The sequence below is a fragment of the Gilvimarinus sp. DA14 genome (genome assembly GCF_024204685.1).
Taxonomy (GTDB): domain Bacteria; phylum Pseudomonadota; class Gammaproteobacteria; order Pseudomonadales; family Cellvibrionaceae; genus Gilvimarinus.
The window spans coordinates 3,729,880-3,744,032 of the sequence record NZ_CP100350.1 but is presented as its reverse complement, the minus strand read 5'-3'; the positions used below and the strand labels follow the sequence as shown (position 1 = coordinate 3,744,032).

General features: G+C 53.2%; 9 protein-coding genes. 2 read left to right on the top strand and 7 right to left on the bottom strand.

What is annotated here, in order from left to right; genetic code table 11:
• Window positions 1-6: 6 nt before the first annotated feature.
• From urtD to urtA, 4 genes are all read right to left on the bottom strand, one after another.
• Window positions 7-756 (bottom strand): urea ABC transporter ATP-binding protein UrtD, encoded by a 750-nt coding sequence (urtD, locus tag NHM04_RS16350; RefSeq protein ID WP_020208384.1) that lies wholly within the window; start codon window positions 754-756, stop codon window positions 7-9.
• Window positions 743-1,900, bottom strand: coding sequence for an urea ABC transporter permease subunit UrtC (urtC, locus tag NHM04_RS16345; protein ID WP_254264820.1), 1,158 nt, complete (start codon window positions 1,898-1,900; stop codon window positions 743-745). The genes urtD and urtC overlap by 14 nt, the downstream gene beginning before the upstream one ends.
• A 12-nt stretch (window positions 1,901-1,912) precedes the next feature.
• Window positions 1,913-2,839: an urea ABC transporter permease subunit UrtB gene (gene urtB / locus NHM04_RS16340; protein ID WP_020208382.1), complete on the bottom strand. Its 927-nt coding sequence runs from the start codon at window positions 2,837-2,839 to the stop codon at window positions 1,913-1,915.
• An 88-nt stretch (window positions 2,840-2,927) separates the two neighbouring features.
• The gene (urtA, locus tag NHM04_RS16335) at window positions 2,928-4,106 is read right to left on the bottom strand and encodes an urea ABC transporter substrate-binding protein (protein ID WP_254266657.1); all 1,179 of its coding nucleotides are present in this window, start codon (window positions 4,104-4,106) and stop codon (window positions 2,928-2,930) included.
• Between the two features lie 499 nt (window positions 4,107-4,605).
• Here urtA and NHM04_RS16330 point away from each other — a divergent pair, with 499 nt between their 5' ends.
• Window positions 4,606-7,971, top strand: a complete 3,366-nt coding sequence (locus NHM04_RS16330) for an ATP-binding protein (RefSeq protein WP_254264819.1) — start codon at window positions 4,606-4,608, stop codon at window positions 7,969-7,971.
• A complete protein-coding gene (locus NHM04_RS16325) occupies window positions 7,955-8,890 on the top strand; it encodes a DNA-binding response regulator (protein ID WP_254264818.1) in 936 nt (311 codons plus the stop codon). Before NHM04_RS16330 ends, NHM04_RS16325 begins: the two co-directional genes overlap by 17 nt.
• Before the next feature lie 15 nt (window positions 8,891-8,905).
• Here NHM04_RS16325 and NHM04_RS16320 read toward each other — a convergent pair whose 3' ends face one another.
• Genes NHM04_RS16320 through NHM04_RS16310 form a run of 3 tightly spaced genes read right to left on the bottom strand, consistent with a single transcriptional unit; the run spans window position 8,906 to window position 13,818 of the window.
• Window positions 8,906-9,436 (bottom strand): NADPH-dependent FMN reductase, encoded by a 531-nt coding sequence (locus NHM04_RS16320; protein WP_254264817.1) that lies wholly within the window; start codon window positions 9,434-9,436, stop codon window positions 8,906-8,908.
• A gap of 12 nt (window positions 9,437-9,448) precedes the next feature.
• Window positions 9,449-12,604: an efflux RND transporter permease subunit gene (locus tag NHM04_RS16315; protein ID WP_254264816.1), complete on the bottom strand. Its 3,156-nt coding sequence runs from the start codon at window positions 12,602-12,604 to the stop codon at window positions 9,449-9,451.
• Entirely contained in the window at window positions 12,604-13,818 is a 1,215-nt protein-coding gene (locus NHM04_RS16310; protein ID WP_254264815.1) for an efflux RND transporter periplasmic adaptor subunit, read from the bottom strand. The genes NHM04_RS16315 and NHM04_RS16310 overlap by 1 nt, the downstream gene beginning before the upstream one ends.
• Between the last annotated feature and the right edge of the window lie 335 nt (window positions 13,819-14,153).

Sequence of the window (14,153 nt, the reverse complement as noted above, 5' to 3'; positions counted from 1 at the left end):
TGCTCCTTAATGGCCCAAATAAACTTCAATCACTTTAGGGTCAGCTTTCACTTCTTCGGCAGAGCCTTCGGCGAGAATTTTCCCCTGATGCAATACCGTGACTTTATCGGCGATCTCTGCCACAAACTGCATGTCATGCTCAATCACAATCACCGAACGATCTTTGGTGATACGGCGCAACAGCTCAGCGGTTTGTCGGCGCTCGGATACCGACATGCCCGCAACAGGTTCGTCCAGCATCAGAAGTTCCGGGTCTTGAATCAGCAGCATGCCAATTTCCAGCCACTGTTTTTGTCCGTGACTGAGCAGATCGGCGCGCGACTCCAACAGCTCGCTCAAAAAGATCATGTCGGCAATCTCGTTCACTCGATTCAGCACTTCGGCATCGCGCTTAAACGCCAGCGCACCAAATACCGAGCGACCGCGAGGAAAAGAAATTTCCAAATTTTCAAACACTGTCAAGTCACCGTAGATTGAAGGCGTTTGGAATTTACGCCCCACTCCGGCACGAACAATCTGGTGCTCTTTCATTTTGGTCAGTTCTTTATTGCGGAACTTAATCGAGCCTTCGGTGGATTTAGTGCGACCGCAAATCAAATCCAGCACCGTGGTTTTACCGGCCCCATTGGGGCCGACAATCACACGAATTTCGTCTTTGTCCACGTAAAAGCTCAAATCGTTAACCGCTTTAAAACCATCAAAGGAGACGGTTAAACCTTCAACCGCCAAAACAAAGTCTGTATTACTGGCGCTCATGAGCCACCCCCTGGGTTCCAACAGTTGCTTTTGCGTTGTTCGATTTACCGGTTACCTTACCCAACAATTTTTCGACATGAGGGGCAGCGTACTTGTTGTACAAGCCAGCCAAGCCGTTCGGGAAGGCCATCACCACGGCGATAAACAGCGCGCCCATGGCAAACAACCACAACTCTGGAAAACTTTCAGAAAAGGTCGTTTTTGCCCAGTTGACCACCAAGGTGCCATACACCGCACCGAGAATAGACAGACGGCCTCCTACGGCGCAGAAGATCACCATTTCAATGGAGGGCACAATGCCGACAAACGTAGGCGACATAAAACCTACTTGCAGCGTGAACATAGCACCGCCAATGGCGGCAAACGCCGAGCCCAGGCAAAACACAAAGATTTTAAAGTTGGAAACGTCGTAGCCCGAGAAACGAACACGATCTTCCATTTCACGCATGGCCACCAGTAGTCGGCCCAGTTTGCTTTTGCGCACAAACTGCGCAATAAGCAGGCAGACAAACAACATGAACACACACAGAAAGTAGAACACGTACTTGGCTTCGTCGGTACGGATGTCCCAGCCCTTCAAGGTGCGTAAATCGGTAATACCGTTTACACCGCCGGTGTAGCCCTGCTGACCAATAATCAAAATAGTCAGAATGGCGGCCACGGCCTGGGTGATGATCGCGAAGTACACTCCACCCACACGGCGCTTAAACATGGCAACGCCAATAATGTAAGCAAAGATACTCGGCACCAGCACAATCGCGAGAATGGTAAAGCCTAGACTGTGGAAGGGCTCCCAGAACCAGGGCAGCTCAGTGAGCTGATTCCAGTCCATAAAATCGGGAATACCCGGGGTAGACTGAATGGCGGTGTTTTCTGGTGACGATGCCTCAAGCTTTAAAAACATCGCCATGGCGTAACCGCCAAGACCGAAGAACACGCCCTGCCCCAAACTCAGAATACCGCCATAGCCCCAGCACAACACCAGGCCCAGCGCGACAAACGCATAGGTTAAGTATTTACCTACCAGATTGAGACGGAAAATATCCAAACTCAGCGGCAGTACCACCACCAACAGCAGTGCAAGTACAGCAAAGCCGAGGAGGTCATTTTTTGGCAACAGCGAACGCAAGCCTTCATAAGACATAATGAGCTCCTCCTACTTACGCATTTTCAGCGAGAACAGACCCTGCGGACGCAGCATCAAAATAAACACCACAAACAGCAGCGTAAGAACTTTGGCCATAGAACCACTTAAGAAAAACTCCATCGTGGATTGGGCCTGAGAAATCGTAAACGCCGAGGCGATGGTACCCAGCAAACTGGTAGCTCCACCAAAGACAACGACTAAGAATGTATCAACAATGTACAGCTGACCCGAGGTCGGACCGGTCGAGCCAATCATGGTGAATGCGCTACCGGCGACACCGGCAATACCGCACCCTAGACCAAATGTCAGACGGTCAACTTTCGCGGTATTAATACCGACAGCACCTGCCATAGGACGGTTTTGCACCACCGAGCGCACCTGAATACCCCAGCGAGATTTGTACATCAGCGCGGCAATACCCACTGAAATACCAATGGCCAAGGTCATCACAAAGATACCGTTGATGGGTACTTCGACAATATCGGTGAGCTGAATAGAGCCCATTAACCAGTCCGGCAAGCTAACACCCACTTCACGGGCGCCAAAAATGGTGCGATACAACTGCTGCAAGATCAGGCTTAAACCCCAAGTAGCCAGCAAGGTATCCAACGGACGGTGATAGAGGTGGCGAATCATTGCCCATTCGACCAGCATCCCGAGGGCACCGGCGGCAATAAAGGCCAATATCATGGCGACAAAAAAGTAAGAGCCAAACAGTGCGGGCATATAATCGGCAAACACGTTTGACGTTAAGTAAGTAATGTACGCGCCGAGAATCATAAATTCGCCGTGCGCCATATTGATAACACCCATCTGACCAAAAATAATGGCCAGCCCCAATGCCATCAGAACAAATACCGAAAACAAAATCAGTCCGGCAAAGCCTTGCATGGCAAAAATTGACATTAATTCAGAGGTGGAATAATCGGCGAACATCGCTCAATCCTCGTGCTCAAATCTAACGGGTTCCAGGTAAAACCGGGAAGGTACCCGCCGGCTAAACCGGCGGGTAAGAGAAGGTTGCTTATTGATAACCTTCGGGGAACGGATCGGGCTCGATCAGCTCTTCAGTCTCGTAAACAATCTCATACTGACCATCGGTTTTGGCGCGGCCGATGCGAGTCTTGGACCACAGGTGATGGTTGGGGTGAATTTTCACATAACCTTCTGGCGCAGTAGTCAGCTCGATACCCGGAGAGGCCTCGCGCACTTTATCCACGTCGAAAGAACCCGCTTTTTCTACCGCCGCTTTCCACAACCAAGGGCCCAGATAAGCTGCCTGAGTTACGTCACCGATTACGATGTCGTCGCCCCAGCGCTCTTTAAACGCTTTCACGAACTCTTGGTTGTTTTGATTGGTCAGGCTTTGGAAGTACTTCATCGATGCGTAGGCACCGTCGATGTTCTCACCACCAATACCCAGGATTTCATCTTCGGTTACCGAAATGGTCAGCACCAGCGGCTTCTCATCGGTCATATCGATACCGGCGGCTTTCAGCTGCTTGTAGAAGGCTACGTTGGAGCCACCCACAACCGAGGCGAAGATAACGTCAGGCTTTTTCAGCTTGATTTTGTTGATCACTGAGTTGAACTGTGTGTGACCCAGTGGGTAGTACTCTTCACCCACAACTTTCAGGCCCAGCTTGTCGATGTGCTTGCGCGCAATTTTGTTTGACGTGCGAGGCCAGATGTAATCAGAGCCCAGCAGATAGAAAGTTTTTGCGTCTTTTGCATCCACTACCCAGTCAATACCCGCCAAAATCTGCTGGGTCGCTTCCTGACCGGTGTAGATCACGTTCGGAGACTGCTCCAGACCCTCGTAGAAGGTGGGGTAGTACAGCATGCCGTTGTACTGCTCAAACACTGGCAATACCGCTTTACGAGAAGCCGAGGTCCAGCAACCAAATACGCTGGCGACCTTATCGTTTACCAACAGCTTGCGCGATTTTTCCGCAAAGGTTGGCCAGTCACTGGCGCCATCTTCCTGGATGTACTCGATCTTACGACCTAACACACCACCCATGGCATTGATTTGCTCAATTGCCAGTTTTTCAGCCTGTACCGAACCCGTTTCACTGATGGCCATGGTACCGGTCACCGAGTGCAGGATACCCACGGTTACGGTGTCATCTGTCACCGCCAAGCCTGTGGTGTTCACTTCAGATGTCGCCGGTGCTGCGTTGACAACAGCAGACAGCGCCATAGTCGCGCCAGCCACAGCGCCCGCCAGGGTTTTAACCAACCCCGGCAACTTGCCCCCCAAGCCGCTTTGGCTTGCATGTTTCATCGTAGCCATGATCTTTCCTCGTGTGATTAGCAAATTCAGACAACCTGATTCAAACGACCCGATTCAAAGAACCTGATTCAAAGAACCAAAGTCGAGCAGGTTGCTTGCTATCCATTCTCAGGAAAGTCGCCCTCTGGGCCTATTCGCCAATCGCACCATGGGCATACGTCATTTACCCCATACGCGCTCTGGTCGCGACAGCGTAAGGTCTGCGCGCGTCGAAGTGGTACGGCTTTTGTTAATACAACACCCTGTTGCCACACGGATAGTCGCTAGAGGGTGTGGTGTCTGGAAGCGACCATTGATAAGTTGCGCGCCACGCACCAAAACGGCACCCCGATCAGTGCAGCGCACCATGCACACGCAAAAATGGGTTCATCCCCACCAAACGACTGACCGCAGAACGAGCAACTGAATGACCGCTAAGCAGCATATTTTTCGCGTCCGCCGCAATTACAACCAATGGGTTGCCAACCAAACGCTGGAAGACTATGCCCTGCGCTTTACCGCCAAAAGTGCCCGGCGCTGGAGCGCCGCCCGAGTCGCAATTACCGCTTTGGGGGCAATTTCGTTTTTGGCACTGGAAGCGATTGGTGCAACCGTCACACTGCATTACGGGTTTATCAATGCGGTGGTGGCCATCTTTGCCGTTGGCATTATCATTTTCTTAACCGGCATTCCCATCAGCTACTATGCCGCCCGCTACGGGGTGGACATTGATTTATTAACCCGGGGCGCAGGGTTCGGCTATATCGGCTCCACCATCACCTCGCTGATCTACGCCTCGTTTACGTTTATCTTCTTTGCCCTTGAAGCCGCCATTATGGCGATGGCGCTGGAGCTGCTATTTAATATTCCGCTGGCCATTGGCTATTTAATCAGCGCGGCACTGGTCATTCCCCTGGTGGTTTACGGTATTACCTTTATCAGCCGCTTTCAGGTCTGGAGCCAACCCATTTGGCTGGTGTTGCAGTTGGCGCCCTTCATTTTCATTATTTACGCCGACGCCAGTGCTGTCAGCGACTGGACCGCCTTTACCAGCCCATTACAAACAGACGGACATTTCGACCTGGTGCTGTTTGGTGCTGCCGCCTCAGTCATGTTTGCGTTGATTGCGCAAATTGGCGAGCAAGTGGATTTTTTACGTTTTATCCCCCAGCCCACGGCTACCACCAAAAGGCGCTGGTGGGTATGCGCCATGGCCGCGGGCCCCGGCTGGATTGTAGTGGGTGTGATTAAAATGCTGGCGGGTTCTTTTCTCGCCGTACTCGCACTGCAGCACGGCATCGGCCTGGAAAATGCCGCCGATCCCACGCGCATGTATATGGTGGCGTTCAGCTACATTACCCAAACCCCCGAGGTCGCCCTGGCCATCGCCGGTATTTTTGTGGTCTTGTGTCAGCTAAAAATTAACGTCACCAATGCCTACGCCGGCTCTATCGCCTGGTCGAATTTTTTCTCGCGGCTCACTCATTCCCACCCCGGGCGCGTAGTATGGCTGGTGTTTAATGTGGGTATTGCGCTCCTATTGATGGAGCTTGGGGTTTACCAAGCGCTGGAACAAACCCTGGGCTTTTATGCCATTGTCGCCATCGCCTGGGTAGGCTGTCTGGTCGCCGATTTAGTGATTAATAAACCGCTGGGGCTTTCTCCCAAGCACATTGAGTTCAAACGCTCGCACCTGTACGACATCAATCCGGTCGGCTGCGGTGCAATGATCATTTCGGCCATAGTCGGCATGGTCTGCTACTCGGGCACACTCGGCGCTGGCGCTCAGGCGCTGGCCCACTTTATCACCCTTTTTGCAGCGCTCATTATTGCCCCAGCTATAGCCTGGTTAACCGGCGGGCGGTTTTATCTAGCGCGAGAAATTATCAGCAGTGATATCGAATGCGCGCACTCCGATGGCCAGCCGGTCGAATGCTGCATTTGCGAGCACCGCTTCGAACGCGAAGATATGACCCACTGCCCCGCCTATGCGGGCAACATCTGTTCACTGTGCTGCTCGCTGGACGCCCGCTGCGGCGACTATTGCAAACCCGGTGCTGGCTACTGGCAACAGCTACAGCAATTAGCGCAGCGCTTTTTGCCAGCCTGGCTGGTGCCCAACATCAACTCGCGACTAGGACACTTTGTGGGGTTGCAGGCGGTCATTAATGGCTTTTCTGCCTTATTGCTCTCGCTGATTTACTTTCAAGAGCCCACACCTCACACCGCCGCTACGCTCTGGAAAGTGTTTTTTCTGCTGGTGATTATTACCGGTATTGTCAGCTGGCTATTCGTGCTGGCCCATGAAAGTCGCGTGGTAGCGCAAGAGGAGTCTCAGCGCCAAACACGGCTTTTGACCGAAGAGATTCTCGCCCACGAACAAACCGACCGCGAACTACAGCGCGCCAAAGAGGTCGCCGAGGCCGCCAACCAAGCCAAAAGTCGCTACTTGACGGGCATCAGTCACGAGCTGCGCTCGCCGCTAAATGCCGTGCTCGGTTACGCCCAGCTGTTGGAAAAAGCCGCCGACATTCCCCCCGCGCGCCGCGATGCCATTGGCGTTATTCGTCGCAGCGGCGAACACCTGGGGGACCTCATTGAAGGCTTACTGGACATTTCCAAAATCGAAGCGGGCCGCCTGGATTTGCACACCGAACAAGTGCGCTTACCCGAGCTTATCGAACAGTTAGTGCATATGTTTCGCCCCCAAGCGGAAAGCAAAGGCCTAGCCTTTGAGTTTGTCCAGTTAACCGGGCTGCCCGAATTCGTAAAAACCGATGAAAAGCGCCTGCGTCAGGTACTCATTAACCTGTTGTCCAACGCGATTAAATACACCGAACGCGGTCGAGTGGTTTTTAAAGTGCGCTACCGTTCCCAGGTGGCTGAGTTCACAATTTCTGACACAGGCGAAGGCATCGCCAGTGAAAATATAGAGCGAATTTTTCAACCCTTCGAGCGAGTCAAGCGACCGGGCAGCACCGCTTCGGGCACGGGGCTTGGGTTAACCATTACCCGCTTACTCACCGATATTATGGGCGGCGATTTAAGCCTGCAAAGCCAAGTCGGCCAAGGCAGTGAATTTAAACTGGCACTGATGCTCTCCAGCACATCGCCCGTGCACTACCCACGCCAGAGCAGCCGCCAGATACATGGCTACGAGGGCCCGCAACGCTCACTGCTGGTGGTAGACGACGAGGCCAGCCACCGCGACCTTATTAGTGCCGCCCTAACCCCGCTCGGCTTTGAGGTACACACCCAGGACAACTCGTTGAGCGCAGCAGCTCGCGCCCGCGAATTACAACCTGATTTGATTATGCTGGATATCTCCATGCCGGGGCTCGGCGGCTGGGAGCTGGCAGCGCAGCTAAGACAGGCAGATATAGACTGCCCAATTGTTATGGTGTCCGCCGACGCCCGCGAAAGCCACCCGGACTTACCCGACCCGCCCCACCACAACGCCTATGTGGTTAAACCGGTAAAGCTATCTACCCTGCTTGAAAAAATTGGTAACTTATTACAATTAAACTGGCGCTACGAGCCAGTAGCCGAGGCCCCGGGCGAGAGCAAAACCGAGGACAAAGTGGCACTGCCAGATGCCACAGCGTGCCAAGAGATATCCGCCCTGGCCGCTATCGGCCATAAACGCGGTATTAAAAAACTCCTTAACCAGCTGATGAGCGAGCAGCGTTGCAGCCGCGCGTTTTATCAGCAAGCCGTTAACCACGTGGATAATTTCCAATTCGATTTACTGATTTCCCTGCTTCAGGAACCCTCCAATGAAAGCGCCCAATAGCAAAACTGCGAGTAACCAATCTAGCAGCGAACAAGATGTCGTACTCGTCGTGGACGACTCAGTGGACAGCATTCGCATGATCAGCGATGTGCTGGAAGAGGCCAACATGACGGTGTTAATTGCCCTGGAAGGCTCACAAGCGATCACCATCACTAAAAATATCACCCCTGATATTATTTTGATGGACGCCATCATGCCTAATATGGATGGCTTTGAAACCTGCCGAACACTAAAAGAAAACCCGCGCCTGATCGACGTACCCATTGTGTTTATGACAGGTCTTACCGATACCGAACATGTGGTGATGGGCTTAAAGTCTGGCGGAGTCGATTATATTACCAAGCCTATTAATGCCGCCGAGCTGATCGCCCGCATGCAAGTGCATTTAACCAATGCGCGTATGACCCAGAGCGCGCGCCAGGCGCTGGACGCCGCGGGGCAGAATTTATTTGCCTGTAACCCGCAGGGGGACATTTTGTGGGCTACGCCACGTGTGCACCAGTTGTTAGCGCCCTATCTCCACGCAGAAGACACCCAGTCTCTGGGGGAACAATTGCAAGGCTGGCTGGGCCACAGTCCACAAACCGGACACAAGCTAAAAATTGAAGGCAGTGAAACTCTGGCGGTTGAGTTTCTTACCCTGGTGGATAACAAAGAGTATCTGCTGCGTTTATCCGACGCTCCCAGTGCCGAAAATCACACCGATTTGCTGCGCCAGCAATTTAGCGTCACCCAACGCGAGGCCGATGTTTTATTGTGGATTGCCAATGGCAAAACCAATCGGGAAATTGCGCAAATATTAGAAATGAGCCCACGCACAGTGAACAAACACCTGGAGCAGATTTTTAAGAAACTCGGGGTTGAGAACAGAACCTCCGCCGCGGCCATGGCGATTCGCGCTCTGGCCGAGCGGGGTTAACGAGGTGGCAAGGGGTTAGACCCAGGCAAGAAAATCGTTCAACAAACGCTGTAACTTCTGGCGGGTATCGTCATCGGTTAATGTGCCATCGGTAAACTTATTCTGCGCGCTGCCCACCGCAAACTCGGGCGCCGGCAATATCGGCGTCAAGGTTCCGGCCAGCACCTGTTTAAGCTGGCCCTGAGCGCGCACTCCGCCCATATCACTCATAGAAGCGCTGAGCAGCAAAGTTTTCTTGTGCGCCAAGACCGATTTAAAAGCCGGGCGCGACACCCAATCAATAGCGTTTTTAAGCACGCCGGGAATACCATAATTGTACTCCGGGGAGGCAATCAACAATGCGTCGGCGTTTTCTATTTGCGCTTTTAAGCGAGTTACTGCAGCGGGCTTTTCCTCGCCATCCAAATCCTGATTGTACAGCGGCACTTCGCCTATACTGGCCCACTCACAAGTTGCCTTGTCGCCCAGCAGCTCGCCCGCGGCTTTCAATAGCGCGGTGTTTAATGACCTTTCGCGCAAACTGCCACTGATTAACAACACTTTCATCGTAAACTCCTGTTAAAAATGCTGAGAATTTTTTCGATAGGGTAAAAACCAGCCCACGGCTCTGCGCCTGATCGTGCCGAAATCGTGCATAACCAAATACAACACTGGCACCAACACCAAGGTCACAAAAGTCGCAAACAACACGCCATAAGCCAAGGAGATTGCCATAGGAATGACAATTTTGGCCTGCAGCGACGACTCAAACATAATCGGCAATAAGCCAATAAATGTTGTGAGCGAGGTCAAGATAACGGCGCGAAAACGCCGCCGTCCGCCTTGCAATACCGCATTGTGCAAGGTCTCTCCGCGTTCGCGCGCCCCGTTCACGTAATCCACCATTACCAGCGAGTCGTTTACTACCACGCCGATCGCGGCAAAAATACCGAACAGCGATAGACTGCTGAAATCAAAGCCCATAATCATGTGGCCCCAAATAGCGCCAATAACGCCGAACGGGATAACCGACATAATCATCAGCGGCTGAGTATAAGAGCGCAGCGGCAAGGCCAACAACACATAGATCATGATCAAGATAGTGCCGATGTTGACGAAAAAGTTGAATAGAGTTTCGCGCTCGTCCTGCAAATTGCCAGACTCTTCCAGCTCCAGGCGCGGAAATTTATGTTCAATATCCTTAAACACGCCATCGCGTAATGTATTGGCCACAGCCAGAGGCTGAACAGTAGAAAAGTCGAGGTTGGCCCACACGGTAATGGTGCGTTTACCGTCCTCGCGATAAATCTGGTTCACGCCGTCGACCAGGGTAATGTCCGCCACTTCTTTCAGCGGCACTTTGCTGCCCGAAGGCGTATTGATCAGCACTTCGTTAACCGCATCAATGGCGTTGCGCTCGCTTTCTGGGTAGCGCACCATGACACGAATTTCTTCGCCGTCGCGCACAATGCGCTGCGCTTCGATGCCGTACAAACTGAACGCTGCCTGGTTGGCAACATCGGCGGTGGTCAAACCCAGACTGAAGGCAACAGGCTTGAGGCTGAAACGCGCTTCTTTCACGCCTTTTTGTTCACTGTCTTGAATTTCATACACGCCATCTATGCGGCCCATTGCGGCGCGAATATCGGCCGCTGCCTGGCGCAGTTGCTCAAGGTCAGTGCCCACCACGCGAAAACTGACATCGCCTTCATCACCACCGGGGGCCATCTGCACACTGTCAATGACGTTCATACTTTTCATGCCAGTGATTTGCGGCATTTTTTCGCGCCAGCGCGCTGACAAAGCAAAGGTGTCCATGGGGCGTTCTTCCGGGTCCACTAACTTCGCCTGAATTTCCGCCGTGGTGCGCGTTTGCATTGAGACGAACAGCTTTTCCACCATCGGCGTGTTAAATTCCCGCTCGATATCCGCCTCGACCTCATTGATCATTTGTTCGATGGCGAGCATGGCATCCATGGTGGCCTGCTCCGGTACGCTGGGGTTCATTTCCAGATTGATAATGGCAAAGTCGTGCGGCACCTTGGGCATGCCCACAAACTTGAGAAAGCCGGCGGCAAACATCCCCGCGGTAATAAAAATAACTCCGGTAAAAATCGCCATTACAATGTAGCGGTACTGCAGCGACCAGGTAAGCCCTGGGGTGTACGCTCGGTCAATAAACCACTGCAAGGTATTGCTAATACGATTTTGAACCCGCGCCAGCGCATTGGTGCTATTGGGATTTACCGGCTTCATATGCGCCAGGTGAGCCGGCAAAATCAGCTTGGACTCCACCAGCGAGAACAACAGACACAGCACCACCACATAGCCAATAGAATTGGCAAATGCTGCGTCCGGGCCCGTCTCTAGCACCATGGGCATAAAAGCCGCGCAGGTAGTGAGCACGCCAAAGGTGGCCGGAGTGGCAACCTTTTGCGCACCGCGAATGACATTGTCGATACTCTGGCCGCGCTCTTCGACCTCACTGTGGACGCTTTCACCAATCACAATGGCATCGTCCACCACCACCCCCAGTACCATAATAAAGGCAAACAAACTGGCAACGTTAATGGTGACATCAATCCAGCTTAACGGTAGCAGAGCCATTGCGCCTAAAAAGCTTACCGGCAGGCCCAGCATGACCCACATCGCAAGCTTCATGCGCAAAAACAACGCGAGAATGCCAAACACTAACAAGCCGCCCCAAAACATGTTGCTCAGCATCATGTTTAAACGGCCGTTTAAGTAATAGGTAAGATCCACCCATGGGTCTACCGACACGCCTTCGGGCAAGGTTTGGTTGCGCTCATCCAGGTAGTTTTTTACCGTGTCGGAAACATCGGTAATGCTCTGGTCTTTGGTGGCGCCGATAAAAAACGTGACCGCATTGTGGCCGTTAAGCTTGGTGTAATTAATGCCTTCTTCAAAGCCGTCGTTAACTTTGGCTACATCCCCCAGCAACACCTTGGTGCCATCTTCGCGGGTGCGCAGCGGCAAGCGTTCAAACTCTTCACCGATATAGGCCTGGTCTTCCACCCGCACAGAAATAAAACCATCGGCGGCGCGAATTTGCCCCGCCGATTGATTGGTGGACCAGTTGCGCACCGCCTGGGCAATTTCGTTAAAAGTAAAACCGTATTCGTGCAGTTTGTCGCGGCTGACCTCAATGGCAATTTCGTAATTGGCGCCACTGTAGTACTCGACAATATTGACATCCGGCAGAGCGCGCAGCTCGTTGTAAATATCCTCGCCCATGCGCTTCAAATCGAAATTGTTCAAATCGCCGTAGAGCGAAACGTACATGACCTCCTGACGAAACTTGGCGCGGCTGATTCGTGGTCTTTCCATACCATCGGGAAAACTGGAAATTGAATCTACCGCTGTTTTGACTTCATCCAATACATCCTGGGCGTCGTAGTTTTCCATCACTTCGATACTGGCGCTCGCCGCGCCGCGGTTGGAGCGGGTGATCAGCCGCTCTATGCCCTGCACCGTTGCCAAAGCTTCTTCTAGCTTTATGGTAATCCCTTCTTCTACGTCTTGAGGTGCGGCGCCCCGGTAGGTAATGTCAATATTGATCCAGTTGATTTCCAACTGCGGAAACATCTGCTTGCGAATCGTCATGGCGCTAAACAGCCCCATAATGACCAGCACAATCATCAACAGGTTGGCCGCTACGCTGTTGCGCGCAAACCAGGCAATAATGCCGCGGCGCGTGTCTTCAACGGTTTCCATTACTCAGCCTCCGCACCGGGTGATGTTGCGGCGGCTGAGCCCTCGCTGGATGCTTGCGACACCGAGCTTGCGGTATTAGCGGCGCCTCGGATTTCCAGCTGCATTCCCGGCACGGGATAATCCAGTGCGGTTTTAATCATCCGGTCTCCGGCGTTTATGCCGCGATCAATGATCGCCTCGCCCTGGTGCTCGCGAATCACATTCACCTTGCGCAACTCAAGGGAGCCATTGTCGAACAGCGGCAGCTGCCCATCGCGCACCAGACTGCGCGGCACGGTGACCGCGCTGTTCACTTCAATTCCTTCTACCTCGGCCTGCACGTAAGTACCAAAGGTGAGTTTGCTCGCGTCGCGATTCGATTGCAGCTGATAAGGATCGGCCAGTTCGGCAACCAGATAGCGCATGCGGGTGTCGCTGTCCACTACCCCCTCGCCGCGCACAATGCGCGCTTGCCACTGCTTGGCACCCGAACGTAAATTCACCTCGGCGCCGACACCGTCGCCCACTAAAAAGCGAAACTCCGACTCGGCAATGGGCAGACGCACCTGGGCCAGACTCACATCCATAACCTGACCCATGTTTGTACCGACATTGACGAAGGTTCCGAGGCTGATATTGCGCTCCGCCACCAGTGCATCATATGGGGCGATAATTTTGGTCCGTTCCAAATCTTTGCTGGCCTGCTTGAGCGCAGCGCGGGCCGCCGTTAGCTGGGCTTCGGCCTGGGCCAGCTGCGGCTTGCGCAAACCCAACGCCGGTGCGGGCCGATCGTTAATATCTTCCCACTCTACCCGGGCCACTTCGCTCTGCGCCTGTTCCTGTTCCAGGCCGGCCTCGGCACTGGCGAGATTGGCCCTGGCGTTTTCCAGCGCCACTTCATAATTGGTGGGATCAATGGTGGCCAGCAGCTCGCCTTTTTTGACAATGCCGCCGCGCTCAAAGGCAGGCGCCAGCGAGACAATCTCGCCGCTTACCTGTGCCACCAGGTCGGTAGTGTATTTGGCCGTTACCAACCCTTGGGAGTGAACATTCAGCTGCATTGGCCCGGGATTTAACGTTGTGACTTCAACGAGTTCAGCGGCGTTTTGCGGCGGGCGCTCGGGCGGCGGGGTGCGCATAGAGGCCAGCGCGATCAGCGCCACTATCGACACCACAATAATGAGTACCGGCGCTAACCAGCGTATATTTCGGCGAAAAAATCCCGGGGTTTGCATTCAGTGAATCTCCTGTGAACTCTCTGGCCATCTTTTTACTCAGGGCCATTTTTCTGTCGCTGCAATATACGCAAGCTCAGCGCGATTGTCTCATGTCTTTGTGTATCAAAATAAGGCGCCGCCCGAGCCACTGCCCTTTACTGAATCAGCGCCCGACACCGCCCAGATACTGCAGACGCAAAAACTGTGATGCTGGTTGCAGCTAAATCCGCAATTCCTGCCTCTTTAGGCTTTTGGTATAACTCTTGCTCTGGCATTAGATAAGATTCGCCAATACAGGCTGTGGACGCCATTTTCGCACCAGGCAGGGGCAATATTGGGCCAATTCCTAGCGT